Genomic DNA, 25,585 nt, shown 5'->3' on the forward strand with positions numbered 1-25,585 from the left:
GTCGCGGTGGCCCTTCGATCGGTCCCTTCACGCGGCGCATTCCCCACCTCTCCTCGAGACAGGCGCATTCCATGCACGACGCAGTCATCTGTGAACCCGTTCGCACCCCGGTAGGCGGATTCGGCGGAGTATTCAAGGACGTTCCCGTCACCACTCTCGCCGGCGCTGTTGTGCGTGGCCTTGTCGAACGGACCGGCATTGCGTCCACAGATGTCGACGACGTCATCTTCGGTCAGGGTTACGCCAACGGGGAAGCTGCGGCCATCGGGCGAATCGCGGCACTCGACGCCGGTCTCGACGTGTCCGTTCCCGGAATACAACTCGATCGCCGTTGCGGTTCAGGTTTGCAAGCAATCATCTACGCCGCGATGCAAGTACAGACCGGGATGAGCGACCTGGTCATCGCCGGCGGCGCCGAGAGCATGAGCGGAACCGAGTTCTACTCCACCGACATGCGTTGGGGCACAAAGCGCCCTTCCGTCGAGTTCCACGACCGATTGGCCAAACCGCGCACGAACTCCGGCGGAGTCAACTTCCCGGTCGAGGGCGGAATGATCGAGACCGCCGAGAACTTGCGTCGGGAGTACTCGATCACTCGCGACGAGCAGGACCGTTACGCGGTCCGATCACACGAGCGGGCAGTTCATGCCCAGGACAGCGGATACTTCGACGACGAGACCATTCCCGTTTCGGTGCCCGGACGCCGTGGTGAGCAAACGGTGGTCACCCACGACGAGCATCCGCGCCGAGGGATTCAGTTGGCCGATCTCGCTGCACTGCGCCCCATTCGAGGTCGCGTCGATCCCGAAGCCACTGTCACGGCCGGTAATGCGTGCGGCCAGAACGACGCCGGCGCAGCCGCGATCGTCACTACAGCTGCCAACGCCGAACGGCTGGGCCTGCGACCGTTCGCGAAACTGGTCAGCTGGGGTGTAGCCGGTGTGGAGCCGAACCGGATGGGCATCGGCCCGGTGCCTGCCGTGGCGAAGGCACTCTCCCGTGTCGACCTGTCACTCGACGACATCGACCTCATCGAAGTCAACGAGGCCTTCGCCGCACAGGTTCTCGCGTGCGCCAAAGCCTGGGGATTGAGCGCGCAGGACATCGAAGAACGCTTCAACGTCAACGGTTCCGGGATCTCGCTCGGACATCCTGTCGGCGCTACCGGTGGGCGGATCCTCGCCAACCTGCTGCGCGAACTCGACCGGCGCCAGGCACGATACGGGATCGAAACCATGTGTATCGGCGGCGGACAAGGGATTGCCGCGGTGTTCGAGAACCTGCGACGCTAGAAGCGTTAACCGATCGATCTGTCGCGGCGAAGTTCCGCGATCTGGTCGCCCGTAAGCCCCAACTCGGCCAGCAGAGAATCCGTCTGCTGGCCGAGTGCCGGAACGTCACCCATGCGCATTTCGACATCCGAGTACGTCATCGGAGGCAGCACGGCATCGATCGGACCGTTCTCGGTGCCCACGGACCGCCACCTGGCACGCTTCTCCAACTGCGGATGTTCCAGCAGACCGGCCATGTCGTTGAGTGCCGCGGCCGGAACACCCGCGGCGGCCAGGCGCTGATCCAGATCTGTCGTCGAGTACAGACGAGTGAGAGATCCCACCAATTCGTCTACCTCAAAACGGTTTTCGACGCGCACGATATTGGTGCGGTACCGCGGATGGTCGACAAGATCCTCGCGCTCGAACACGTCCACCATCAACGCGCGCCATCCACGATCGTTCTGGACGCCGATCAGGATCTCGCCGTCGGTCGTGGGGTACGAATCGTAGGGAACGATCGCGGCATGGCCGAGACCGACGCGCGGAATCTGCTTGTCCGCATACATTTTCATGTACATCGGATGACCCAGCCACTCGACGGTGGAATCGAACATCGAGACCTCGACGAGCGCTCCCTTGCCCGTTCGCTCTCTACGGAACAGGGCGCTCAGAATCGAAGTCAGCGCGTACATTCCTGCCGCGATGTCCGAGACCGGGATGCCGGTCTTGGTGGCCGTCTCCGGTGTACCTGTCACGGAGATCATTCCGGTCTCGGCTTGAACCAACATGTCGTACGCCTTGCGCTCGCGCCGTGGGCCAGCGCTGCCGTAGCCGAACATGTCGATCACGATGAGCCGTGGGAATTTCTCGCGCAGTTCCTCCGCGCCGAACCCCAGTCTCGCGGCAGCGTCGGGAGCCAGGTTCTGCAGGAACACATCGGCTCGCGCGACAAGGTCGAGAACGATCTGCCGGCCGGATTCCGATTTCACGTCGACGGCGATGGATTCCTTGGAACGGTTGAGCCACACGAAGTGTGATGCCTGACCGTGAACCGCCTGGTCGTAGTGACGCGCAAAGTCACCCTCGCCGACGCGTTCTATCTTGATCACCCGCGCACCCATGTCCGCGAGATGTCTGGTGGCGAGCGGTGCCGCCACCGCCTGTTCGAGTGCAACTACGGTGATTCCGTCGAGCGGAAGATCCGAGTTCGGCTGTCCCATGTCAGTAGTCACCCCAGAAGTTTTACACCCAGAAGTTTTGCACCCTGAATTCTTGCACTCGAACAGGACAGCTTCAGATGTGGCGGCCGCCGGTGATCTCGAGAACCGTGCCCGTCATGTAGCTCGAGAGGTCGCTCGCGAGGAACAGAACAACCGAAGCAACTTCCGAAGGCTCGGCTGCGCGCCCCATCGGAATCTCGGCCAGCTTCTCGTTCCAGATCCGTTCGGGCATCGCCTCGGTCATTGCCGTACGGACCAGTCCGGGCTGAACGGCGTTGACGCGAACGTTCTTGAACGCGACCTCTTTTGCCGCGGCCTTCGTCAGGCCGACGATGCCTGCCTTGGCGGCGGAGTAGTTGGTCTGCCCGAGCATGCCGACCTTGCCGGAGATCGACGAGATGTTCACGATTGCGCCGGTTTCGCGCTCACGCATGCGGGCTGCGGCAGCGCGTGTCCCGTTCCACGCTCCCTTGAGGTGAACGGCGATCACGTCGTCGAAGTCCTGCTCGGTCATCTTCCGCATCGTGGCATCGCGAGTCATGCCGGCGTTGTTGACCATGACATCGACTGGACCGAAAGCGCTTTCAGCCAGATCGAGCATTGCCTCGACCTGTCCGGAGTCCCGCACGTCGCAGGAAGCGAAACGGGCGACCGACTCTCCGCCGAGTTCGGCGACCGCAGCCGTCCCCACGCTCTCGTTGATGTCGCCGAGAACGACGGTCGCGCCTTCCTTGATGAAGGTGCGCGCAATTTCGAGCCCGATCCCCTGTGCTCCGCCCGTCACCACTGCGACCTTGCCGTCCAACAATCCCATGTCCACTCCGTTCGTGAGGTTAAAGCTCGTCAGGTAAAAAGGTGTCAGCGCTGGTTTTGCTTTTTCGCTTGCGCCACGAGCCCACCGCCGAGAATCAGTCGCTGGATTTCGCTGGTTCCCTCGTACAGGCGCAACAGGCGAACTTCACGGTAGATGCGTTCGACCGGCACACCGCGCATGTACCCGTTGCCGCCGTGGATCTGCACGGCGAGATCCGCGACCTTGCCCACCATCTCGGTGCAGAAAAGCTTTGCCGCCGAGGGTCCGAGACGTCGATCCTCACCGCTCACGTACCGCGCGGCTACCTCACGCACCATCGCGCGTCCGGCCATGACACCGGCCTGCTGGTCCGCCAGCATCGCTTGAACCAGCTGGAAGTCGCCGATAGCGGTACCGCCCTGTTCCGTGACCACGGAGAACGCGACAGATTCGTCGAGCGCTCGCTGTGCTGCTCCCACCGAGAGCGCAGCGATATGGACTCGTCCGCGTGCGAGAGACGTCATCGCTGCGCGGTATCCGGTGTCCTGGTCGCCACCGACGAGGGCCGACCCGGGAACCCGGACGTTGTCGAAGGTGACCTCGGAGGTCCAAGCACCTTCCTGACCCATCTTCTTGTCCTTGGGGCCGACCGTGACGCCCGGTGTGTCGGCCGGAACCAGGAACACTGCAATTCCGGGGCCATCGGAGTCCGCCGGGCGGGTGCGTGCGAACACCACGAACAGCTGCGCCAGTGGAGCATTGGTGATGAACCGCTTGTTGCCGTCGATGACCCAGTCGGATCCGTCCAGAACTGCCTTGGTCCGAAGGCCGGCCGGGTTGGAGCCTGCGCCCGGTTCGGTCAGAGCAAAGGAAGCCACGACGTCACCGGAGGCGATGCGCTCGAGCCACTGAGCCTTCTGCTCGTCGGTACCGAAGCCGACCAATACCTGCCCGGCAATTCCGTTGTTTGTACCGAACATCGAGCGCAGTGCCAGGGACGTATAGCCGAATTCCATTGCCAGTTCGACGTCTTGGGTGAGGTCGAGTCCAAGCCCACCCCATTCCTGAGGGATCGCGTAGCCGAAGAGCCCGATGGCTGCGGCCTTCTTGCGTATGTCCTCAGGAATGGCGTCGGTGTCGGCTATTTCTTGCTCACGCGGAACGACTTCCTTTCGGATGAACTCCCGCGCAGTCGCCAAGATATCTGCGAAGTCATCTGCATCGACCTGCATTCCCACCACTCACCTTGCTGTTTCCGAAGTCCATGCCGTCCTCCGAAGTCAATACCGTGAGGCAATCGGAGTCAAAGACCTGAAAACGAACCGAAGGTAAGGCAGAACCTATAGCAAGTCTCAGACGGTGCGCAGTTCCCGCTTCAGTAGCTTGCCGCTCTGATTGCGCGGAAGTTCGGCCACGAAACGGATGTGCTTGGGCACCTTGAACGGAGCGATCCGTTCCTTGACGTGGGCAATCAACGCCTCGGGCGTCAACTCGTCGTTGCCGTCCTTGAGCACGACGATCGCGGTGACGGCCTCGATCCACTTCTCGTCGGGAGTACCGATCACGGCAACTTCTGCCACTGCGGGGTGTGTGTAGACCGCATCTTCGACCTCGCGCGACGCCACCAGGATGCCGCCGGTGTTGATGACGTCCTTGATCCGGTCGACGACCGTGATGAAACCTTCTTCGTCCCGCACGACCAGATCGCCCGAATGGAACCAGCCGTCGCGGAAGGCCTCGGCGGTGGCTTCCGGATTCTCCCAGTAGCCGTTGCACAGCTGCGGCGAGCGGTAGAGAACCTCACCGGACTCACCGTCGGCGACGTCGATTCCGTCGGCGTCGACGACTCGGGTTTCGACGAAGAACACTGCGCGACCGCAGGAAGACGGACGATCAGCATGCTCGCTGGGCTGGAGAACCGTTGCCAGTGGACCGATTTCGGACTGACCGAAGCAGTTGTAGAAGCCGATGTCCGGGTAGCGCTCGCGCAGGCGATTGAGCACGGTGACCGGCATGATCGAGGCGCCGTACTGTGCCTTCTTCAGCGAGGACAGATCGCGGGTCTCGAGGTCAGGATGGTTGGCCAGCGGTACCCACACGGTCGGGGCCAGGAACAGCGATCCGATCTTTTCGGCTTCGACACGGCGCAGGATCTCCGGGATGTCCGGCGCCTGCATCAGACTGACCGTCGCGCCGACGGACAGGTACGGCAGCATGAAGACGTGCATGCCCGCGGAGTGGTACATCGGCATGCAGATCAGCGGGTTGTCACTCTTGTCGAGCCCCAGCGCGATCACCGACGACACGTACTCGTGAACCAGCGCACCGTGAGACATCATGGCGCCCTTGGGCTTCGAGGTGGTACCCGAGGTGTAGAGCAGCTGCGCCAGATCCGTCGACGTCGCACGCGGTTCGAAAACAGGCACCTCGCCGGCCTCGCTGATCGTGACCACCGACAGTTCCGCGTCCCGCAGTGCGATCACGTGGTCGAGATCGAGGTCGGAGCGAACCGAGTCGAGCGTCGACGCCAATGCCGGATCCACCAACACCGCGCGGGCGCCTGACTGCGCCACGAGGTACCGGAGTTCCTCCCCCTTGAGTGCGTAATTGACCGGAACATGCACCAAACCTGCTCGCGCACAGGCAAGGAATCCGATTGCATAGGCGTCGGAGTTGGTTCCGTATGCCGCGACGCGGTCGCCGTGTTCGAGGCCCAGACCGAGCAAGTGGGCAGCGACCCGCGTCACCGCGTCGTCGAGTTCGCGGTAGGTGCGAGTGCGATCTTCGAAGACGACGGCTACGCGGTCGGGGTACTTGGCTGCCGAGCGCCGAAGCACTCCGTCGACGGTGTTGGTGCGTGGATCCAGGCTCATTCGCTCAGGTTATAGGACGTCCAACTAAACCGGAAGAGCGATCGTTACTTATTGCGCCATTCAGGCTTTCGCTTGTCCACAAAAGCTTGCATACCTTCTTGAGCGTCGCAGGTCACGGCATTGGTTGCCATCGTTTCCGCCATCGCCTCGTACGCCTGGGCTTGCGGCAGATCGATCTGGTGATAAAACGCTTGTTTACCGATCTTCACCGTCAGGGGGCTGGCCGTCGTGATCTTGCCGGCCAGTTCGCGCACCTCTCGGTCCAGGTCTTCGGGCGCGACGACGAAGTTCACCAGACCCCAGTCCGCAGCGGTGTCGGCGTCGATCGTCTGCCCGGTGAGCAACATCTGCATCGAGCGCTTGCGCCCTACTGCCCTGCTCAGGGCCACCATGGGCGTCGAGCAGAACAGTCCGATCTTGACGCCGGGAGTACCGAAGACAGCGTTCGACGCAGCAACAACCAGATCACACGACGCGGCCAGTTGGCAGCCCGCCGCGATAGCCGGGCCCTGTACTGCGGCAATCACCGGCTGCGGAATCCGCTGTACGGTCTCCATCATCTCGGTACAGCCGTCGAAGATCGCCCGCTCGTCTTCGAGGGTTCTCCCGATCATCTCCGTCAGATCGTGGCCGGCGGAGAACACCGGGCCTTCGGCGCGCACGATCACGACCCGCACGCGCTCGTCTGCAGACAATTCGAGAAGGGCAGCCGTCACCTCGCGCATGGTCTCCGCCGAGAGCGGATTGCGCCGCGCCGGCCGATCGAGCGTCAGGAATCCGAGTCCCACCGACTCCTCGACGGAAATCTTCACTGCAGTGTCTTCTACCTGTGTCTGCGACATGTGTTCTCTCTACCAATCGAATCCGTCCCGGTCAACGAGACGAAAGGGGCATCTGTTCGCGCCGCGTCGATACGGTCCGGTCAATACTTCGCCACTACGAGGAGTGCCCATGAGCACCGATGCCGCCGTCACCACCGATCTCGAAGAGATTCTGCGGGCCCAGCAGGAAGCAACTCGCGCCGCTGGTCTTCCGTCCGCGCAGACACGACGCGAGCGCATCCAACGCGTCGTCGATCTTCTGGTGGCAAACCACAAGGATCTGACCGAAGCGATCAACGAAGACTTCGGCGGCCGAATCACGGCCTACTCGGTGATGAATGATGTTCTGGGATCCATGGTTTCACTCAAGCACGTTCGTGATTCGCTCGAAGAGTGGATGATTCGCTCACCGAGAGCCACCGGGGCGATGCAGGATCAGCTGGGTGCCACGGCGTACGTGTCGTACCAGCCGAAGGGTTCGATCGGCATCATCGGAACCTGGAATGCTCCCCTTTTCACTCTCCTGAGCCCGCTCGCCTGCGCCCTCGGAGCGGGAAATCGCGCCGTTCTCAAACCGTCGGAGATCGTGCCGAACACTGCGGCGGTCCTGGCCGAGGCGGCGCGTCGAACGCTCGACCCCGTGGAGGTCGCGGTGGTGACAGGTGGACCGGAGGTCGCTGATCTGCTGACGTCGCTGCCTTTCGACCACCTCGTCTTCACCGGCAGCACAACCGTCGGAAAGCTGGTCATGGCCAATGCTGCGAAGAACCTGGTGCCGGTCACCCTCGAACTCGGCGGCAAGTCACCGAGCGTCTTGAGCCGCAGTGCCGATATCAGCTCTGCTGCATCACGTTTGGCCATCGCGAAGTCGACCAATGCCGGCCAACTCTGCGTCTCTCCCGACCTGATCTACGTCCCGCGCGAGAACACAGAAGCGTTCATCGACGCGTTCACCGATCAGTTCACCGGACTGTTCCCCACGATCGCCGACAACAAAGACATGGTCTCGATAGTCAGCGATCGTCACCTCGCACGCATCGAGGGGTACATCGCGGACGCGGAAGAGCGTGGGGCACGAATCATCACCGTTCCCGACGAAGAACTCTCCGCAGACACTCGCCGCCGCCCACTGCGAATCGTGGTCGACCCTCCGACCGACGCGCAGATCATGAAGGAGGAGATCTTCGGACCGGCCGTCGTGATCCTGCCGTACGACCAACTCGACAGCGTCGTCGCCGACATCAATTCACGGCCGAAACCGTTGGCGCTGTATTACTTCGGAACCGACCTGGACGAGAAGGAATCCGTACTCGAACGCACCGTCTCGGGCGGCGTCACCATCAACGACGCGATGTCACACCCGGGCCTGAGCGACGCACCCTTCGGCGGCGTCGGAGCTTCGGGTATCGGGCACTACCACGGCCGCGAGGGTTTCCTCGAGTTCAGTCACGCGCGAACGGTATTCGAAGCAGCGCAGCATGATCCGCGCGGCGAGTGGGGAATGCTCCCGCCTTACGGTGAGGGTTTCGAGCAGATGATGTTGGCTCAGGTCACGCCCTGAGGCCTCCGGCCCCGTGCGCCTTTTTGGTAGTGCACGCTACCGGAAAGGCGCACCGGCAAGGCCGCGGCTGAGGAACTCCACCAGCTGACCCGGTTCGGTATCCACCGACTCGATCAGTTGGATCAGTTCCTTCTTGTCCTCTGCTGCAAGCGGTTCGATGCCACCGAAGGTGCGCATCGTGGAGCCGGCGGGGAGAACGCGTGCACAGACGAGCGTGCCCGGCTCGAGATTGACTGAGCCCCACTCGTCCGTGACCTTCACCAGATGCCCGTTGCGGACGTCGCTGAGGGTCACCAACTGTCCCGGCTCCGTCGAGGCGACCTTGTACACCGAGCGCGGAATCGACAACCACTGATCGGCCAGTTCGCGTTCGTCGGTAGGCAACAGTTCTCCGCGCCGCTCGACAAATGCCGCGAAAATACCCGCATCGAACAAGGCAGCGTCGACGGCCAATCCGCCTTCGACGGCCAACGTCAGTGCTTCTTCGCTGTTGAACTGCTCGGCACGGATGAGCGCAAGATCGAACACGGCGTCGAAGTACTCCGGTGTGCGCGAGAACAACTGAGCCTTGACGTAGAGCCAGTTGGCCCGGTCGTCGAACGTCACCTCAGACTTACCGAGATGGCAGACCTTGAACTTGCGACCGGAACCGCACCAGCACTTGTCATTTCGGCCGAGTTCGGGGTGCTCGGCCGGGGCATAGCGCTGAAGAACCTCGTGCAGAACCTCGGACTCGCCACCCTCGATTCGGCCGAGAAGTGCCAGCGCGCGGGTCACGTCGCTGCGATCGGCCGCCAGCAGTGCCAGATCGAAGATCGCGGGAGTCCAGTCGGGATCAAGATCGTGCGCCGTTTCGTACGACGCCTCAGCGACAAGGATCTTGCCGAGACGATCCGAAGCCTTGCCTGCCAGCCAATGCGCTGCCGGCGTGACACGACGCGACCCTTTCTCGGCGAGAGCAGTTGCAACAGAATGCAATACGGAATCATGATCGTCGAGTTCGGACAACAGCTCCAACGCTGCCGCAGCCGCGGGCGGCTCGGCGATGCCGGCGAAGGTCTGCGGATCCTTCTTGATCTGCTTGCGCGCCCAGTCCGAGACATCCTCGACGGCTTCGGCTTTCGCGGCCATGACCACATCGACGAAGGCAATCACCGAGGCGGCTTCTTCCGGGTGCAGGTTCTCCCGAACCTCGAGCATGCGGGCTCGGTTCGCCAGGTGGTATGCCTCGAAATCGAATCCGTCGACCGCAACGTAATCACCGTCGCGGACGTAACCTGCCGCCTCGAGCATTTCGCCCAGCGGTGCGGTGGGCTGACGGAACAGCGACGGCTCGTCGAGCATCAATTGCCAGACAATGGCATCGAGGGTGTCAGCACCGATGTCTGCGAGGACCGTCCCCAGGCTCTCGCCGAATCCGGGTGCGGGATCCAGTACCTCGGGGATGGTGCAGAGCGTCAGCTCACGATCAGCGACGAACAATCCGATCAAATCGCCCGCAGAACATTCGGCGAGAGTATCGGTGTCGAGGAGAAATCCCTCGTCGTGCGGGAACTCCGGATCTTCGATCCCACGATCAGCCAACAGGTCGTCGTCGATCCCGCGGTGCACGACGCTGATGCCATGAATCTCGTCGTCGTCACGATCGAGGAACACCCGCAGCATCATCAGATCAGGGTTCGCGTCGAGAACGCCGGACTTTATTTCGGCTTCGGTGAGCCGATGGGTCAGCACTCGATGCTCGAACAACGTGTCGAGTGCGGCGTACCGCTCCTCACTCAAGTAGCCGAGCAGTGGGTCCTCGACGTACTCGACGAATTCGGCCATGTCGTCGGCTGTACCGTGGCCGGCATCGGCCAACAGGGTGCCCCAGTCCGCCGCTGTCTGCGGGCCGTGCTCACGCAACAACTCCATCGCGGCTTCGGCGATCAAGTCATTGGCATCCATCGGTTCGTTCACCTATCCAACTTTAACGGGGTCGACTCGATACATCGTCACCGGTCATCGGTCGAGTGATCGGCGCCTCCACGCGACTCGCGCACCAGTTCTTCGGCGTCGAGTTCCTCGGAAGCGAGAACCTCGAGTACCCTCGCAGCCTGCGATTCCGAGGACATGACGACTACGCCCACCGCAAGCGCGCCAGTGGGGGCCGTCAGGAGCCTGGCACTGATCAGGTCGCCGGGCTTTCCTTCGACCGGGTGACCAACGGTGACGGTTTCCTCGGACACACGATCGAGCAGCACGACGCCGGTGTCGGAAGTTTCGATCACCTCGTACACCGACCTCCGGACCCCGAGCCACTGTGCGGCTGTCACTACTTCCGCCTCGGGAAGTAGTTCGCTACGTCTGGCCAGGAAGTCGGCAAAGATCCCACCCTCGAACAGAGCCACGTCCAGTGCCGAGCCGTCGAAGATCGTGGCGGCGATCAGTTCGTCCTCGGAGAGATTCGCGTTTTCGAGATCGTCGAGCCCGGTCACGACGTCGACGAATTCGGAGGCAAACGCAAACAGGCACGCCTTCTTGTACAACCAGCGACCATCTGCCTTGACCGATTCATCGGCCTTTCCGAGGTGGCAGACCTTGTACTTGCGGCCGGAACCGCACCAACACTTGTCGTTTCGCCCGAGTTCCGGGTGATCGACTGGGACGAAGTCCTGCAGTACGGCGTAGAGATTCTCTTCACTTCCGCCGTCGATCCGCCCGAGCAGTGACAGCGCCCGGGTCGCGTCGCCGCGGTCCGACGCGAACTGAGCCAGCTCGAACAAGGCCGGACCCCAACCGGATTCGGCAAGGAGCGCTTTCTCGTAGTGCGCCTCCGCTTCGAGCACGCGCCCCAGCCGATCGACGGCCTTACCTGCGAGCCAATGAGCCGCCGCCCTGACCGACCGTGGCCCTCGCTCGGCCAGCTCGGAGGCAAGCGCTTCGAGGATTGCGTCGGTCACCGGGTCCTGATTCCGAAATCCGAGATCGAACACGGCCACTGCAGCACCCGGATCTGCCAGTGAGACAAAGAAGTCCGGGGCGGCGCTGACGTGGCGGCGAGCCCAATCCACGATGTCGAAGTCGGCGATGACGGCATCGGTGTATCCGCGGTCCGCCAGATCGACAAATGCAACAGCAGCGACGGCCTCGTCGTGGGTCAGGTCGTAGGTACTGGCGACCAATGCTGTCCGAATCTGCAGGTCGTAGGCATCGAAGTCGAATCCCCGCCGAGCCAGTAGTTCATGCTCGTGCTCGTATCCTGCCGCCTCGAAGATCTCACCCAGCGGCGCAACAGGAACCGTGAAGAGAGACGGATCCTCGAGCAGGAGTTGCCAGCACACCGAATCCAGGGCCTCGACTCCGTCCTCCTCGAAGAGTTCGCCGAGCGCCGGAGCAAGATCGGGTTCGTCCTCGATCTCGACCAGACGAAACGCAAGTCTTCCGTCTTCGACTGCCAGGCCGATGAGATCACCGTCGGCGCACTCGCCGAGGGTTCCGGCTGGAAGAACCACAACTCGTCGACTCCGGAAGGGAGCAGCTCCACGTTCCACGGCCGCTTCTTCCGCCAGGGCCACCCGGATCGCCCCGTCCTCGCCGTCGCCGAATGCCAAGATCGGTTCCAGATCGGGGCTCGCGTCGAGGATGTCGGACGCAATCTCGAGCTCACTTAGCCGGTGAGTGAACACGAGCCCTTCGAGGACCGTGTCGAGGGCGACGTACTTTCCGTTGGGCAGGTACCCGAGCATCGGTTCGGACAGATACTCGAGCACGTCGGCCAACTCCGTCGCAGTTCCGTACTCCTCGAGATGGGTCGCCCACTCTTCGAGACTCAGCGGGCCTTGCTCGCGCAGAACAGCCAAAGCAGCAGAGGCAATGGAACCAGCAGCGTCGGAACCAGCGGTTTCGTCGTCGAAATCAGTCACCCGCCAATGGTAGGCGACTTATTGCAGTCCACTGAGCCCCTCGCCCAGCACGGTCGCACCGAGGATTGCCAGGATGACCGTCATCATCACTGCGTTGTTCGCGGTCATCCATGACTTCGCTGATGCGAGGATCTCGTCGGCTCGCTTGCCGGAGAACACCTTGACCAGGATCGGCGACGCGATGCCGACGCTCGCGATGACCGTGAAGATCACCGCGGCAACAATCTGTTGGGCAACAACATTCGTGGCGACCGCGATAGTGGCCGCACCGGATACCGCCAGCGCTGCATTTTTGGGATTGACCGCCGCGGACAAGAACGCCAACCCGAACGCCTTCCGCGGAGTCAACCCGTCGATGCTCTTCATCCACTTCGGAACTGTCGGATCACTTCCGTCCCTCGGACGCGCTCGCCACTGCTTGTACGCCAATCCGAACAGAACGAGCCCCAACACGATTCGTACGACGCTCGACCACACCGAAGTCTGCGACGACTCCGACTCAGCAAACGAATAGTCAGCGATCACGATCGTCACCGCAACGACTGCCGAGATTCCGAGGACCCACCCGAGTAGAAAAGATGCCGCCCCTCGATGTGCTCCAGCGGTGATCATGACGAGCACGATCACCGCCATGGGCATCGAGACGAAAAGCAGGCCGAGGGCAATCGGAAGAGACAGACCGATCGCAGCTAGCACCAAAAACCTCCAGTTGAATGCAAAATCGACGATCGATTCGAGGTCGAAATCACGACGGCGGAGGCAGCATGACCTCGATGAGATGCGGGCCGGGTTCCGCCAGCGCTGCGGCAAACTGTTCGGCCAACTCCTCCGCTGTGATCGCCCGCGACGCGGGCACTCCCAACCCCTCGGAGATCTTGACGTAGTCCATGTTCGGAGACGACAGATCCAACATCGACTGTGCGACGACGCCGCCACCTTCTGCGCCGACTCGTTGCAGTTCGCCACGCAGAATGGCGTACGCGCGATTGTTGAGCAGAATCGTCGTGACGTTCAACTGTTCTCGCGCCTGCGTCCACAACGCCGTGATGGTGTACATCGCGCTTCCGTCGGCTTCGAGATTGATCACCGGCCGCTCCGGCGCTGCCACAGCGGCGCCCGTCGCCACCGGGATGCCCTGGCCGATGGCACCTCCGGTGAGCGTGAGCACGTCGTGGCGCGGCGCTCCGGCAAGGGCAATCGGGATCGCCCAACCGGAAGTGGCCGCCTCGTCGGAGATGATGGAGTCGTCTGGCAGCAGGGCCCCGATCACGTCGGCCCAATTTCGCACGTCGAGAGGCCCGCTCGGCAGCGACGGCCGATTTGCCTCCTGCAGAACGGGTTCCACTCCGGGTGCCACGAGTTCCGCCACTGCTTCCAACGCACCGACAACATCGTCGCTGACATTCGCCAGCGTTGTCACCGCGGCGCCGTCCGGGACCAGATCGCTCGGTTTTCCGGGATACGCAAAGAACGAGACCGGCGAAACCGCGCCGGCCAGGACCAGCTGAGTTGTTCCGCGAAGTTGTTCGGTGGCGTGCTCGGCGAAGTATCCCAAGCGCTCGAATGACGGTAGTCCCGCACCGCGTTGAAGCCTGGCCGGAAAGGTCTCGACCAGAATCTGTGCACCGGTCGCGACTGCAATTCGGGAAGCGGCGCGCAGTCCGGCTTCGGAACACGCTGCGCCGCCCAGCAGTAGCGTGGCGCGCCCCTCGGCATTGAGCGCGCCTACCACCGAGTCGATCTGTGCTGCAGTTACTTCCGCCCGCCCCGGTATGTCTCGAGGACCCGCAAGAACTCCACCTTCGCCCCACGAGACGTCGGCGGGGAGGACAAGTGTGGCAATGCGTCCGGGCGGATCCATGGAGGCGGCAACGGCGTCGGCCGCATCGCTACCGACGGTCGCGGTGGAGTCGGAACGTCGACTCCACCCCTCCAGCCACTCGGTCAGCGCGTCGATATTCGATTCGAGTGGAGCGTCGAAACCGTGGTGGTAGGTCGCGTGGTCCCCGACGATGTTCACGATGGGGGTGTGGGCGCGGCGCGCGTTGTGAAGGTTCGCCAGTCCGTTCGCCATTCCGGGGCCGAGATGAAGCAGCGTCGCGGCAGGCTTTCCGGCGATACGCGCGTACCCGTCCGCGGCACCGGTGACGGCGCCCTCGAACAAGCCGAGTACCGCACGCATCTGGGGAACGGAATCGAGTGCGGCAACAAAATGCATCTCGGACGTTCCGGGATTGCCGAAGCACACCTCGACACCCGAGTCGACCAAGCTCTGGATAAGCGATTGTGCACCATTCATTTCGGTCACCTCTTCTTCATGAAAGCTGCGAAGGCTTCTTGCGCTTCGTCGGATCGCCGCCGTCTCGCGAAATGATCCGACTCCACGTCGATGGTTTCCAGCAGGGCATCGAGATGTGGGCGGCGGAGGAGCATCTTCGTCAGCGTCACCGATTCAGCCGGGGAGTCTGCAATGCGCACCGCGCGCTCCAATGCCACGTCGAGCGCGGTCTCGGCCTCCACGACTCGATTGATCAGGCCGGCTTCGGCAGCCTCCTCCGCCCCGAACATTTCTCCGAGCATCAGTAGTTCCGTTGCCCGCTTGAGCCCCGCGATCTGCGGCAACAGGTAACTCGATCCGCCCTCGGGCGAGAGCCCGAGCGGAACGAACGGCAATCGGAATCGTGTACCTCGCCCCGCGAATGCCAAGTCGCAGTGCAACAACATCGTGGTGCCGATTCCGACTGCAAACCCCTCGACCGCTGCGACAATCGGTTTGCGTGCGGTGACGAGTGCGATCAGCAGGTCTTTGGCCTCGCCGCCGTCTCTCCCGGCAGTGTCCTGGAAACTTCCGATGTCGTTGCCGCTGGTGAAGACACCACCGGCGCCCGTCAGCACCGAAACCCGCACTGCGTCATCGTCGTCAGACTCCCGGATCGCGTTCGTCAGTTCGCGGTAAGTCTTGGGGTCGAGCGCGTTGCGCCTCTCCTGGCGATCCATCGTGAGCAACCGGACTCCCGGTGCGTGCTCCTCGATCCGAACAGTCATCCGTACCTCCGTCGTGGCCGAGAGTCTCGATTCAAGCTACTCGGTCGGGAGTTCAGCGTTCATAGCCCTTGCGCATATCGTCGACGATGCGCGGCCGGTCGAGTGTTGACGGCTCCAACTCCCGCCTCGGGCGATCGCGAGGAAACACCGAGGCCGACGCCAGGGTGGGCTCGTCGAGGAACCGCAGGTTCGGCACATCAGCGGGCAGACGAAGCTCGGGCGGCGTGGAACCTCTTTGCGCGAGCACGTATCCCCAGTCACCGAAGCTCGGCACGAAAACGTGATAGGGCGAGACGCTCAGTCCGACAGCCGATACCGTCGACACCGTTCTCCAGTACGCATCCGGTGTCGAGTACGGACTGCCGGACTGGACGACCATCAGCCCGCCCGGATTCATCGCGGCAGCGGCAAGTCCGTAGAACTCCATCGAATACAAGCGGCCAAGTGCGGGGGTGTCAGGATCCGGGAGGTCGACGATGACCGCATCGAAGCCTGGATCCGGACGCTCGCGCAACCACCGAAACGCGTCGTCGAGTACGACGTCCACCCGTGGATCCTCGAGTGCTCCCGCGTTCAGATCACGAAGACGCGTGTTGGCCAACTCGATGACTGCCGGATCGAGTTCCACCTGAACTATCTGCTCGACGCTGTTCATTCGCAGCACTTCTCGTGCAGCGAGGCCGTCACCTCCGCCCAGAATCAGCACGCGCCGCGGGTCGTTGACCAGGGCCGGATACACCAGCGACTCGGTATACCGATGCTCGTCGACACTGGAGAACTGCAGGTCTCCGTCGAGGAACAGTCGCACGTCGTTTCCCCGCTCGGTGACGACGATTTCCTGGTACACCGATCGCTCGGCGGCCACCACGGGATCGGTGTAGAGCCGCTGCCTCGACGTGGTCTCGATGTCCGAGGCCGCGATCAGCAGCCACCCGATCAAGCTCGCCGCCAACAGCATTGCGACGACGGCGATCAATCGTGCACGCAGGCTGAGCTGCCACCGAAGAAGTATCAGCGCGACAACTGCCGCAGCCACGAGATTGATCATGCCGGTGAGTGCGGCGCCGCGAATCATGCCCGCCCACGGCAACAATACGAACGGCCACAGGAGGCCGCCGATCAGCGCGCCGAGATAGTCGGCTGCATTGAGGTTGGCCAATACCTTTCCGGTGCTCTGTGCGTCGTTGTCGCTGCGACCGGACTGCAACAGCGTCATCAGCAGAGGCACTTCGGCACCCACGAGGATACCGATCAGCGCGGTCGCAGCCACCAGAACTGCTGCGCTGGAACCGAAGAACGTGAAGGTCACGTACAGCGTGACGGCACTGAATCCGCCGATCAGCCCGAGCAGGATTTCGACGGTCACAAACGAGATGGCCGCATGCCCCAACAGCGGTTTGGCGGCCAGCGCTCCGATACCCAGCGCCGCAACAAATCCCGCGACGATCAACGACGTCTGGGTGATGCCGCCGCCGGTCAGACTCACGCTGAGCGTCAACAGGGCCAGCTCGTAGATCAGGCCGCACGCCGCGCACGCGGCAACAGCCGCAAGGAGAAGCACGCGTGCGCGTGAGCCGAGCATCGTCGAACGCTCGGCAACTTTCACATCGCGATCAGCGGCAACCATCAGGTGAGCGCTGCGGCGTTCACCAAACCGATGGACAACAAGCTCACACCCACCGCCCACGCGGCGCCGCACATCTTCGGATCCTGCACCAGTGCAACCAACTTGCCGGGAAGAAATGCGTTCATCAAACGCAGCGCGATCGCTTGCAACACGATCGCGAACAGTCCGTACACCGCGGAGTCGGCGAGTCCCTGGGCAAAGCCGTCCGAACTGGTCAGGATTGCCGTCACCACGATGATCGCCAGCGCAAGATGGTTGGAAGCCAACAGAATCGCAGCGTTCGGGTTCTTGTCGACGTAAACCTGGTGGCGGAGATTTCCGGGTGTCATAAGGTCGAGGACCAGGAATCCCGTCGCCAGAACCGCTACGCCGACGACGAAGTAGGCGAGGGTGCCGAGAACGCCCCCGACGAGCAATGCCGGATCCACCGTTCCGATCTCGACGGAAGTGGATGCAAAGATGTTCGTCACGCCGTTCTCCTTCTCATTGAGCACTACCGTCATTTGGCACTACCCGAGCCGCCGCTGCCACTACTTCCACCCGCCGGGGATCCCGGGTTGAAGCCCGGTCCCAGGTACGCGTATCCGCCGCTGCGATACGTGCCGTCGATGTCCTCTACCTTGATGGTGCTGCCACCGCCCGAAGCCGAACTGACAGTGACGATGTCATCGTCGTAGCGCAGGTATTCGTTGCCGCCGTCAGCACTTCGCGCCGCTGGTTCGTCCGCGTCGACAATCCGTGAGACGGTCGTGCCCACTGGATCTTTCGACGAGTACAACACGACGTCGCCATCCTGGGACGTCTTGGAATAGTTGTCCGCGATGAAGTCTTTGGCTCCACCACCGCACGCCGACAACATAATTGCGGCTGCCACCATCACCGGAGCAAACCACGTCCGCCCCCTCACGGGCGCCACCTACTGCGCGTCTTCACGATCACTCCTGTCCCCTCCCCCGGGTACAAATGCCAACTCTGCCAACTCCACCCCTGGCGGTCTCGCACGCCACACAACGCGGTCAACGCTGTGTCGTCGCCGGGAAAGGATCCGCAGATCCAACCGTCCTGGCCGGCGGACTCTCTCAACGATGCAGCTTCCGAATCGAATTCGACTCGGTCCAGGATCAGCGACGAAGACTCGAACCGGTAGTTTCCCGTGGACTCCACTGACGGCAAGGGTTCACCGCCGGCGGCAAGAGCATCGCACGAAACCTGCTCGGTCAGTTCCTTTCCCGACGCCCGGGCCGTCACCACGTGAGATGCCCCGAGCACTCCGAGTGTCAACGTCGCATCGGAAGTTTCGATCACCAACTCGGCGAGGGTCGGCGGCGAGGGGGCTCCCAGCACCAACCCCAGTGCCGAGGCATTCACGTCGGTCGGTTCCACATCGAGTCGATACAGACTCATTCCGGTGGGCCCGAGTGGATGACGGTGAGTTCGCTGCGGGTGACCGCACGTCCCGTGGAAACCTCCCACGACTGTCCGCGCGCCCACTTCTCGAATGCGATCAGCCCGGTCTTGTCGGCGGTCGCGTAGTCCGCGTATTCCATCGAGCCGGAGGGGGCCGTACCCGTCGTACCCTCGGCCGTGAACTTCGCCGTTCCACTTTCGATCTTGCGGTGAACCTTGTCGTCGAGAATGACGTCGCCGTTCGGGACCAGGTTGGTTCCTTCTCGACGCATCCAGAGAGTCATCTCGAGTTCGCCCTCGTCGTCCTCCACTGTCAGCCAACGACGACCGGTCGACCCGTCGAGAAGGTGCTCACGCCAGATGTATCCCTCTTCGTCGAGCGTGATGGTCCCTCGAACAACGTGGTCGATACCCGCGTACGTGATGATGTCGCCGACCCCGATCTTGTGGGGGTCGTACACCTCGGGATAGTCGGCGAGCGGGTCCACGCGAGCATTCGGCTTCCCCTGGCGTCCACGCAGGACCACAAACGCGACGGCAGCGATCACTACGAGTATCAGGACAACTATCAGCACGTTGGTCAACGGTTTCTCCGAAATCGTCTCGGCAGGGTTGCCGCGGGCCATACCCTACCGATCCGTTCTCAGCCTTTTCGGATGAGACTGCCGGCAAGCTGACCCGCCGCCGGCCGGGCAGGTCTCCAGCGCCGTGGGCAGATCGAAAGACTGCCCCGGCGCACCTTTGCGTTTACGCTCAGCCCGAGGAACTCCGCGCGAAAGAAAGCCGGTCGACTGACGATGAGCAAGAACACGGAGCCGTCTGCCCGCACCGTCATGCACACACCACGATTCTGGTTGACGCCGTTGATAGTGGTCACCCTCTTGATGTCGGCGCTGGCAGCGCTGTACATGGGCGGAATACTCGACCCCAAGAAACACCTGGACCAGTTCCCGATCGCCCTGGTCAACCAGGACGAAGGCGACACCCTCCCCGGCGGCGACCCCGCCGACCGCAAGAATTTCGGAAACGACATCGTCGCCGGCCTCGAAAACGGAATCGACCACCAGAAGATCGACCTGCAGCAGATCGGTATCGCCGAAGCCCAATCTCGGTTGAACTCCGGCACGCTGTACGGCGCGATCGTGATTCCCAGTGATTTCACGAAGAGGACGATCATCCTGGCGGAGGCCAGCGTCGTCGCCGGTGACGTAGAGCAACCGATCATCACGATCTACACCAATCCACGTGCAGGTTCCGTCTCCGCATCTCTGGTCCAGTCGATCGGCACTACAGCCCTCGCCTCGGTCAACAAGAACATGGGCGAGCAACTCACCACCCTGGTCACCCAGCAGCTGGAAGCGGGAGGCACCGGAACCCAGATCTCAGGAGCGAGCCGCCTGCTGCTCGAAAATCCGGTGAACGTACTCACGGTGGCCCACGATCCGATTCCCGACGGCACCGGATTCGGTTTGGTTGCATTCTATTTCGCGCTGCTGTTGGTCCTTGCGGGATTCACCGGAGCAACCGTGGTCAATTCCTTGGTGGACGGCATGCTCGGATATGCGCCTACCGAATTCGGTCCGCTCTTCGTTCAGAACGACGTTGTGGGTATCAACAGGTTTCGGACGCTGCTCGTCAAATGGGCGTTCATGATCGTGTTGTCCGGCATAGTCTCCGCGTTGTTCCAGTGGATCAGTCGCGCCCTCGGAATGCCGGTCACTCACGGGCTTGCATTGTGGGAGTACGGCGCGCTGGTCATCACTGCAGTCGGCATCACGGCGATGTCGGTGATGGCCGCATTCGGCTCGTTGGGCATGTTGATCAACCTGTTCGTGTTCGTCATCCTCGCGCTGCCCTCGTCCGGTGGCACCATCCCCCTCGAAGCCAGCCCCAGGTTGTATGCCTGGCTGGCGCAATTCGAGCCGATGCACCAGATCTACATGGGTACGCGATCGATCCTGTTCTTCGGCGCACGCGGTGAGGCAGGGCTGCTGCATGCCGTCTGGATGACGTTGGTGGGTCTACTGATCGGCGTCGTACTCGGCATCGTGACCACCCGTTTCTACGACCGCAAGGGCTACGAACGCACCCATCGCCCCAAAGTGGCGTGAGATGGTACCCAGCCGGGATTTGATCGAAACCTGTTGGGCCGATTCAATGTGATTGCGCGTTTCGGGAATCTTCGACCCCCTTCCGCACGTTGTACAACTATGGCTAATTACAAAACAGTCAATCCCGCGACAGGTGAAACCGTCAGGGAATTCGATACTTTGGATGACGCCGGAGTTGAAGCCGCACTTGCGAACACGCATCGCGGCTACTTGACCTGGCGCAACAGTGCGCCACAGCAACGTGCGGCAGTCCTGAGCAAGACCGCCGAACTGTACACAGAGCGGGCGGACGAACTGGCCCGAATGATCTCGTTGGAGATGGGTAAGCCGGTCCGCGAGGCCAAGGGCGAAGTACAACTCTCGGCCGCGATCTATCAGTGGTACGCAGACCACGGTCCGGCGTTGCTCGAGGAAGAACGGCTCGACGTTCCCGGGGCCGAGGAGTCGGTTGTGTACCGGCGACCGATCGGTGCCCTGATCGGCGTCATGCCGTGGAACTTCCCGTACTACCAGGTCGCCCGCTTCGCGGCACCGAATCTCATGCTGGGCAACACGATCATTCTCAAGCACGCGTCCAACTGTCCGCAGTCGGCTCTGCTGATGGAAGAGATCTTGCGACAAGCCGGATTGCCGGACGACGCCTACGTCAACGTCTTCGCGACCAACGAGCAGATCGCGGACATGATCGCCGATCCACGAGTTCAAGGCGTGTCACTGACTGGCAGCGAACGCGCCGGCACCAGCGTCGCCGAAACTGCGGGACGCAATCTCAAGAAGGTCGTCCTCGAACTCGGCGGATCGGACGTGTTCATCGTCCTCGATTCCGACGACATGGATGCCACCGTCAAGTCCGCAACCAAGGCGCGTCTGTCCAATGCCGGCCAGGCCTGCAATGCGGCCAAGCGTTTCATCGTCACCGAAGATTTCTACGACGACTTCACCCGCAAATTGGCGACGTCCTTCGAATCCGTTTCTGCCGGTGACCCGTTGGACGAATCCACCGTCCTGGGCCCGCTGTCCTCACAGAGCGCGGCAGACACTCTGATCGAGCAGATCGACGACGCTGTGTCCAAGGGAGCAACGCTGCTCACCGGTGGGAAGAAGATCGACGGCCCGGGCGCCTACGTTCAGCCGACGTTGCTCGCAGACGTGACCCCGGACATGCGGGCTTACAGCGAAGAACTGTTCGGACCTGCCGGCGTCGTCTACAAGGTCAAGTCGGCCAGCGAGGCTGTGGAACTTGCCAATTCGTCGGTCTACGGTCTGAGCGGGTCCGTCTGGAGCAGCGATCTCGATTCCGCCCGGTCGGTCGCTGCCGATCTCGACGTGGGAATGGCGTTTGTCAACGAGCACGGAACGACGTTGCCCGGTCTGCCCTTCGGCGGAGTCAAGCGCTCCGGAGTCGGCCGCGAGCTCGGTCCGTGGGGAATGGACGAGTTCGTGAACAAGAAGCTGCTCCGCGTCTCCAAGAAGTAGCGCGGTGCAAAAGTAGCGCAATACAAAGGAAGGCCCTGATCTCTGTTGAGGTCGGGGCCTTCAACTGTAACGCTCCGCAGGATGAAACCGACCTGCTGGTATGACACTTTCACGAATCGCTCGCACTACCGTGATCGCCGCCGCCATCAGCGCGAGCGCCGCCATCTGGTCCGCGACGTCAGCTTCCGCGGACGTAGTCGACGTCACGATCCTTCCGGGTCTCAGTAGCGGGCCGACAACGCCGTACGGGGCGGGCTGCACGTATCTGGTGGTTGCCAGGACAGCAGCGTTGGACGAGTCGAACGTCTCGATTGTCGACCTGAACCGGGCGTCGACCATGTTCCCGCAGGAATTGATCTGGGACACCGTCAATCCCCATTTCACCTTGCCGGTTGTACTCGGCCACGCCGTCACGCTGTGGACTCCGACCGCACCCGGCGAACACTCTCTGATGGCCTACCAGACGTCAGCGGGCGGGCCGGTCACAACGGTCGATGTCAATCCGGCCACCCCGATCGGTCCGGGGTGCGTCGTCGCACCCTGATCCGCTAGCCCTCCAAGAAGTCGACGAGCACTCGGTTGAGTTCATCGGCGGGAACCATCGGAATACTGTGATGTGAAGCATCTTTCAGCACCTCGACACGTGCTGCGGGAATCCTCTCCCGCACCGACCTCGACACCGTTTCCGCATCATGCACCCGTCCGTCCTGCGCGAGGACCACCAGCAACTCGACATCCAGTGCGCTCAAGCCCTCTTTCGAAGGACGTTGAGGCACTACGAGATCGGGTCGCGGTAGATCCGAAGTGCCCACTTCCACAAGAGACAGCCAGTCGGAGTCGATACTCAACTCACCTGTCTCCCACTCCAACAGTCGCTTTCGGCGTGCTCGCGACGGGGACAGCAACAGCGGAAGCGCACGCAGAAGGTAGCCCGCCTTCATGCCGGCGAAACTCGAATTAGGATCGAGCAGAACAAGTTTCCCGACACGATCCGGCCGATGCAGCGCAAAGGCCAACGCAATCATTGCGCCGTAGGAATGTCCGATCACATCGACGGTGTCGGCGCCGGTGCAATCGACTATCGAGTCCATCCACTCGATCAGATCGTCGACGGACTTCATCGGATCACCATTCGGAATGCTGAGTCCGGCATCGCCCAGGGTGTCGACGGCAAAAACACGCCGGAATTTCGACAGCGCCGCAACGTTGTCGAACCACACCGTCGAAGTGGCACCTCCCCCGGGCAGAAGGATCAACGGCCGCGAGTCTTCAGGTCCACAGACGTTCACATGTGTGCTGCCGAACCGGCCTGCGAGATCCACACCCAGCGGTTTTTGCGGCCATTTGGTCAGTACGGCGTCGTATGCGCGATTGAAGTCCATTCCCCACCCCATTTTCTCTCGACTATCGAGATAGTAGACAATCGAGAGACAACACACCAGGGCTGGAGGCATCCATGAGCGTCGGCGATGCAGAAGACGAAGCGATGGCGATCGTCCACTCGCTTCGCGCACTGACCGTCGACTTGAACGTGGCGGTTTCCGGCTTTGCGAACAAGTACAAAATGCACTCGACCGACGTCCGCGCACTGATCTGCCTTCTCGATGCCGAGCGCTCGGACACACCGGCGACGCCTGGTTGGTTGGGCTCACAGCTCGGGATCAACTCGGCGTCGGTGACTGCACTGGTCGACCGGATGGTCAAAGCGGGGCACGTAGCTCGGGAGCGGGACTCGGAGGACCGCCGACGGGTGCTCTTGCAGGTCACACCATCGGCGGTCACTCTGGGCGAGAGCTTCTTCGGCCCACTCATTTCACGGGCTGCGAGCACCGTCGGGAATTACACCGCGGCCGAGCGAGCCACCATCGCGAGTTTCATCGTGGCGATGCGAGCGGACGTGGAGCGGACTCGAATCGATCGGGAGCCCTCCCTGTGACTCGCATACTTCCCGCCGGAGAACGCGCATTTCTCGTAGACCTCGATTCCGAAGCTGACGTTCTCGCGTTCACCGAAGCACTGACGCGTAACACCCCGGTCGGGGTCGATGACTTCCTCCCCGCAGCTCGCACGGTCCTGGTCACGTGCACCCCGGCGGCAGATCTCACGTACGTCCGGAAGTGCTTGAACGATCTCGAGCAAACCAATTCTGCCGCGACCACAGACGAGCATTCCGAGACGGATGCACTCACCATCGCCGTCAGGTACGACGGGCCCGACCTCGACGACGTCGCCCAGTCACTCGGAATGAGCCGTTCCGAGGTGGTTGCGGCCCATACCGGGGCGATGTGGCGTTGCGCCTTCATCGGATTCGCACCCGGCTTCGCCTACCTGACTTCAGTCGACACTCGGCTCGACGTTCCGCGTCGAACTCAGTCGCGAACCGCAGTGCCAGCCGGTTCCGTCGCCCTGGCCGCTGGATACAGCGCGATCTACCCGCGGGCATCGCCCGGTGGCTGGCAGATCATCGGGAGCACCGACGCCGTGATGTGGGATCTGAACGCCACACCACCGGCCGCCGTTCAGCCTGGGTGCCGCGTGCGCTTCGTGAACGAGGACGACCGATGAGCGGTCTGGAGATACTCGACACCGGGCCGCTGAGCTTGATCCAGGACCTCGGACGGACCGGACACCTTCGCTCGGGCGTCGGGGTTTCCGGTGCTGCGGACAGGCGATCGCTCAAACTCGGCAACCGGCTCGTCGGCAACGACGAGAGCGCGGCAGGCGTCGAGGTCCTCCTGGGCGGATTGAGCATTCGAGCGCAGCAACAGGCAACGATCGCGTTCACCGGGGCGCCCGCACAGGCCTACCGCGACGGCATTCCGGTCGGGCATTCGAGCGTGATCGCTCTCGACGTCGGTCAGACCGTCCGCCTCGACTACGCACCGAGTGGCCTGCGGACGTATCTGACCGTTCGAGGCGGCATTGTGGTTCCCGAGATCCTGGGATCGCGCAGCACCGACACCATGTCCGGGATAGGTCCGGCGCCTCTCGAGCCCAAGGTTGTTCTCCCGATCGGGCCTTCGCCGACCGCGTTCTCGCTCGTCGACCTTGCACCAGTTCCACCGATGACAAACGAGACTCTCGAGATTCGAGTCGTATTCGGGCCGCGCGCAGATCGATTCACCAACCCCGAATCGCTCCTGCGGGGGCAGTGGGCGGTCTCCACCGACTCGGACCGAATCGGGGCGCGACTCGATCGTGTCGGCACCGACGAACTGCTGCAACAAACGAATGACGCCGAACTCCCCACCGAAGGCGTAGCGCTCGGATCGATCCAGGTCCCACCCAGCGGCCAACCTGTCGTGTTCCTCGCCGATCACCCGATCACCGGCGGGTATCCGGTGGTCGGAGTGGTCGCGGACGCAGATATCGACCGACTCGGCCAAGCCCGCCCGGGTCAGCACATCCGGTTCGTCGGGGCCTGAGCAGCGCCGAGCGATGGCGTGTCGGACCCTGCCGTCACACTGATGTC

Annotated in this window: 24 protein-coding genes; 8 read left to right on the plus strand and 16 right to left on the minus strand. The window is 62.5% G+C overall.

Annotated features, from left to right (window positions below; all coding sequences use genetic code 11):
• Window positions 1-71: 71 nt before the first annotated feature.
• Window positions 72-1,292 (plus strand): acetyl-CoA C-acetyltransferase, encoded by a 1,221-nt coding sequence (locus tag R4P65_RS06050; RefSeq protein ID WP_317825822.1) that lies wholly within the window; start codon window positions 72-74, stop codon window positions 1,290-1,292.
• Between the two features lie 5 nt (window positions 1,293-1,297).
• On the opposite strand, the gene R4P65_RS06055 is transcribed toward R4P65_RS06050, so the two are convergent.
• From R4P65_RS06055 to R4P65_RS06075, 5 genes are all read right to left on the minus strand, one after another.
• A complete protein-coding gene (locus R4P65_RS06055; RefSeq protein ID WP_317826133.1) occupies window positions 1,298-2,494 on the minus strand; it encodes a CaiB/BaiF CoA-transferase family protein in 1,197 nt (398 codons plus the stop codon).
• Between the two features lie 73 nt (window positions 2,495-2,567).
• Entirely contained in the window at window positions 2,568-3,308 is a 741-nt protein-coding gene (gene fabG, locus R4P65_RS06060) for a 3-oxoacyl-ACP reductase FabG (protein ID WP_230815199.1), read from the minus strand.
• Between the two features lie 44 nt (window positions 3,309-3,352).
• Window positions 3,353-4,519: an acyl-CoA dehydrogenase family protein gene (locus tag R4P65_RS06065; protein ID WP_230815198.1), complete on the minus strand. Its 1,167-nt coding sequence runs from the start codon at window positions 4,517-4,519 to the stop codon at window positions 3,353-3,355.
• Between the two features lie 120 nt (window positions 4,520-4,639).
• Entirely contained in the window at window positions 4,640-6,160 is a 1,521-nt protein-coding gene (locus R4P65_RS06070; RefSeq protein WP_317825823.1) for an acyl-CoA synthetase, read from the minus strand.
• 44 nt (window positions 6,161-6,204) lie between these two features.
• On the minus strand, window positions 6,205-7,002 hold the full coding sequence (locus tag R4P65_RS06075) for an enoyl-CoA hydratase (protein WP_029256329.1): 798 nt from the start codon (window positions 7,000-7,002) through the stop codon (window positions 6,205-6,207).
• 109 nt (window positions 7,003-7,111) lie between these two features.
• Here R4P65_RS06075 and R4P65_RS06080 point away from each other — a divergent pair, with 109 nt between their 5' ends.
• Entirely contained in the window at window positions 7,112-8,542 is a 1,431-nt protein-coding gene (locus R4P65_RS06080) for a coniferyl aldehyde dehydrogenase (protein WP_317825824.1), read from the plus strand.
• A 36-nt stretch (window positions 8,543-8,578) separates the two neighbouring features.
• Here R4P65_RS06080 and R4P65_RS06085 read toward each other — a convergent pair whose 3' ends face one another.
• Genes R4P65_RS06085 through R4P65_RS06130 form a run of 10 tightly spaced genes read right to left on the minus strand, consistent with a single transcriptional unit; the run spans window position 8,579 to window position 19,152 of the window.
• On the minus strand, window positions 8,579-10,501 hold the full coding sequence (locus R4P65_RS06085) for an SEC-C domain-containing protein (protein ID WP_317825825.1): 1,923 nt from the start codon (window positions 10,499-10,501) through the stop codon (window positions 8,579-8,581).
• Between the two features lie 35 nt (window positions 10,502-10,536).
• Complete coding sequence (locus R4P65_RS06090) at window positions 10,537-12,447, minus strand: SEC-C domain-containing protein (RefSeq protein ID WP_317825826.1); 1,911 nt, start codon at window positions 12,445-12,447, stop codon at window positions 10,537-10,539.
• An 18-nt stretch (window positions 12,448-12,465) separates the two neighbouring features.
• Complete coding sequence (locus tag R4P65_RS06095; RefSeq protein WP_019745421.1) at window positions 12,466-13,143, minus strand: GAP family protein; 678 nt, start codon at window positions 13,141-13,143, stop codon at window positions 12,466-12,468.
• A 49-nt stretch (window positions 13,144-13,192) separates the two neighbouring features.
• The gene (locus R4P65_RS06100; RefSeq protein WP_317825827.1) at window positions 13,193-14,755 is read right to left on the minus strand and encodes an acetolactate synthase large subunit; all 1,563 of its coding nucleotides are present in this window, start codon (window positions 14,753-14,755) and stop codon (window positions 13,193-13,195) included.
• Window positions 14,752-15,492, minus strand: coding sequence for an enoyl-CoA hydratase/isomerase family protein (locus R4P65_RS06105; protein ID WP_021331919.1), 741 nt, complete (start codon window positions 15,490-15,492; stop codon window positions 14,752-14,754). The genes R4P65_RS06100 and R4P65_RS06105 overlap by 4 nt, the downstream gene beginning before the upstream one ends.
• A gap of 52 nt (window positions 15,493-15,544) precedes the next feature.
• Complete coding sequence (locus R4P65_RS06110) at window positions 15,545-17,119, minus strand: polyamine aminopropyltransferase (protein WP_020970881.1); 1,575 nt, start codon at window positions 17,117-17,119, stop codon at window positions 15,545-15,547.
• Entirely contained in the window at window positions 17,119-17,622 is a 504-nt protein-coding gene (locus tag R4P65_RS06115; RefSeq protein ID WP_019745424.1) for a DUF350 domain-containing protein, read from the minus strand. Before R4P65_RS06115 ends, R4P65_RS06110 begins: the two co-directional genes overlap by 1 nt.
• Window positions 17,619-17,996, minus strand: coding sequence for a DUF4247 domain-containing protein (locus tag R4P65_RS06120; protein WP_044480673.1), 378 nt, complete (start codon window positions 17,994-17,996; stop codon window positions 17,619-17,621). The genes R4P65_RS06115 and R4P65_RS06120 overlap by 4 nt, the downstream gene beginning before the upstream one ends.
• 26 nt (window positions 17,997-18,022) lie before the next feature.
• Window positions 18,023-18,523, minus strand: coding sequence for a DUF2617 family protein (locus R4P65_RS06125; RefSeq protein WP_182261327.1), 501 nt, complete (start codon window positions 18,521-18,523; stop codon window positions 18,023-18,025).
• On the minus strand, window positions 18,520-19,152 hold the full coding sequence (locus R4P65_RS06130; protein ID WP_019745427.1) for a DUF4178 domain-containing protein: 633 nt from the start codon (window positions 19,150-19,152) through the stop codon (window positions 18,520-18,522). The genes R4P65_RS06125 and R4P65_RS06130 overlap by 4 nt, the downstream gene beginning before the upstream one ends.
• Before the next feature lie 171 nt (window positions 19,153-19,323).
• Here R4P65_RS06130 and R4P65_RS06135 point away from each other — a divergent pair, with 171 nt between their 5' ends.
• From R4P65_RS06135 to R4P65_RS06145, 3 genes are all read left to right on the plus strand, one after another.
• Window positions 19,324-20,637 (plus strand): YhgE/Pip domain-containing protein, encoded by a 1,314-nt coding sequence (locus R4P65_RS06135; protein ID WP_317825828.1) that lies wholly within the window; start codon window positions 19,324-19,326, stop codon window positions 20,635-20,637.
• Between the two features lie 99 nt (window positions 20,638-20,736).
• A complete protein-coding gene (locus R4P65_RS06140; RefSeq protein ID WP_021345629.1) occupies window positions 20,737-22,113 on the plus strand; it encodes an NAD-dependent succinate-semialdehyde dehydrogenase in 1,377 nt (458 codons plus the stop codon).
• A gap of 100 nt (window positions 22,114-22,213) precedes the next feature.
• Entirely contained in the window at window positions 22,214-22,657 is a 444-nt protein-coding gene (locus R4P65_RS06145) for a hypothetical protein (protein WP_317825829.1), read from the plus strand.
• Window positions 22,658-22,661: 4 nt separating this feature from the next.
• Here the strand turns inward: R4P65_RS06145 and R4P65_RS06150 are convergent, their stop codons facing one another.
• Entirely contained in the window at window positions 22,662-23,495 is an 834-nt protein-coding gene (locus R4P65_RS06150; RefSeq protein WP_317825830.1) for an alpha/beta hydrolase, read from the minus strand.
• Between the two features lie 74 nt (window positions 23,496-23,569).
• Here R4P65_RS06150 and R4P65_RS06155 point away from each other — a divergent pair, with 74 nt between their 5' ends.
• From R4P65_RS06155 to R4P65_RS06165, 3 genes are read left to right on the plus strand one after another with little or no spacing between them, the layout of a single operon-like run.
• A complete protein-coding gene (locus tag R4P65_RS06155) occupies window positions 23,570-24,049 on the plus strand; it encodes a MarR family winged helix-turn-helix transcriptional regulator (RefSeq protein WP_020970889.1) in 480 nt (159 codons plus the stop codon).
• Entirely contained in the window at window positions 24,046-24,678 is a 633-nt protein-coding gene (locus R4P65_RS06160; protein WP_020970890.1) for a 5-oxoprolinase subunit B family protein, read from the plus strand. The genes R4P65_RS06155 and R4P65_RS06160 overlap by 4 nt, the downstream gene beginning before the upstream one ends.
• Complete coding sequence (locus tag R4P65_RS06165) at window positions 24,675-25,538, plus strand: biotin-dependent carboxyltransferase family protein (protein ID WP_020909246.1); 864 nt, start codon at window positions 24,675-24,677, stop codon at window positions 25,536-25,538. The genes R4P65_RS06160 and R4P65_RS06165 overlap by 4 nt, the downstream gene beginning before the upstream one ends.
• The last annotated feature ends 47 nt before the right edge of the window (window positions 25,539-25,585 follow it).

Source organism: Rhodococcus sp. IEGM 1318 (assembly GCF_033142465.1).
Lineage (GTDB): Bacteria > Actinomycetota > Actinomycetes > Mycobacteriales > Mycobacteriaceae > Rhodococcus_F > Rhodococcus_F qingshengii_B.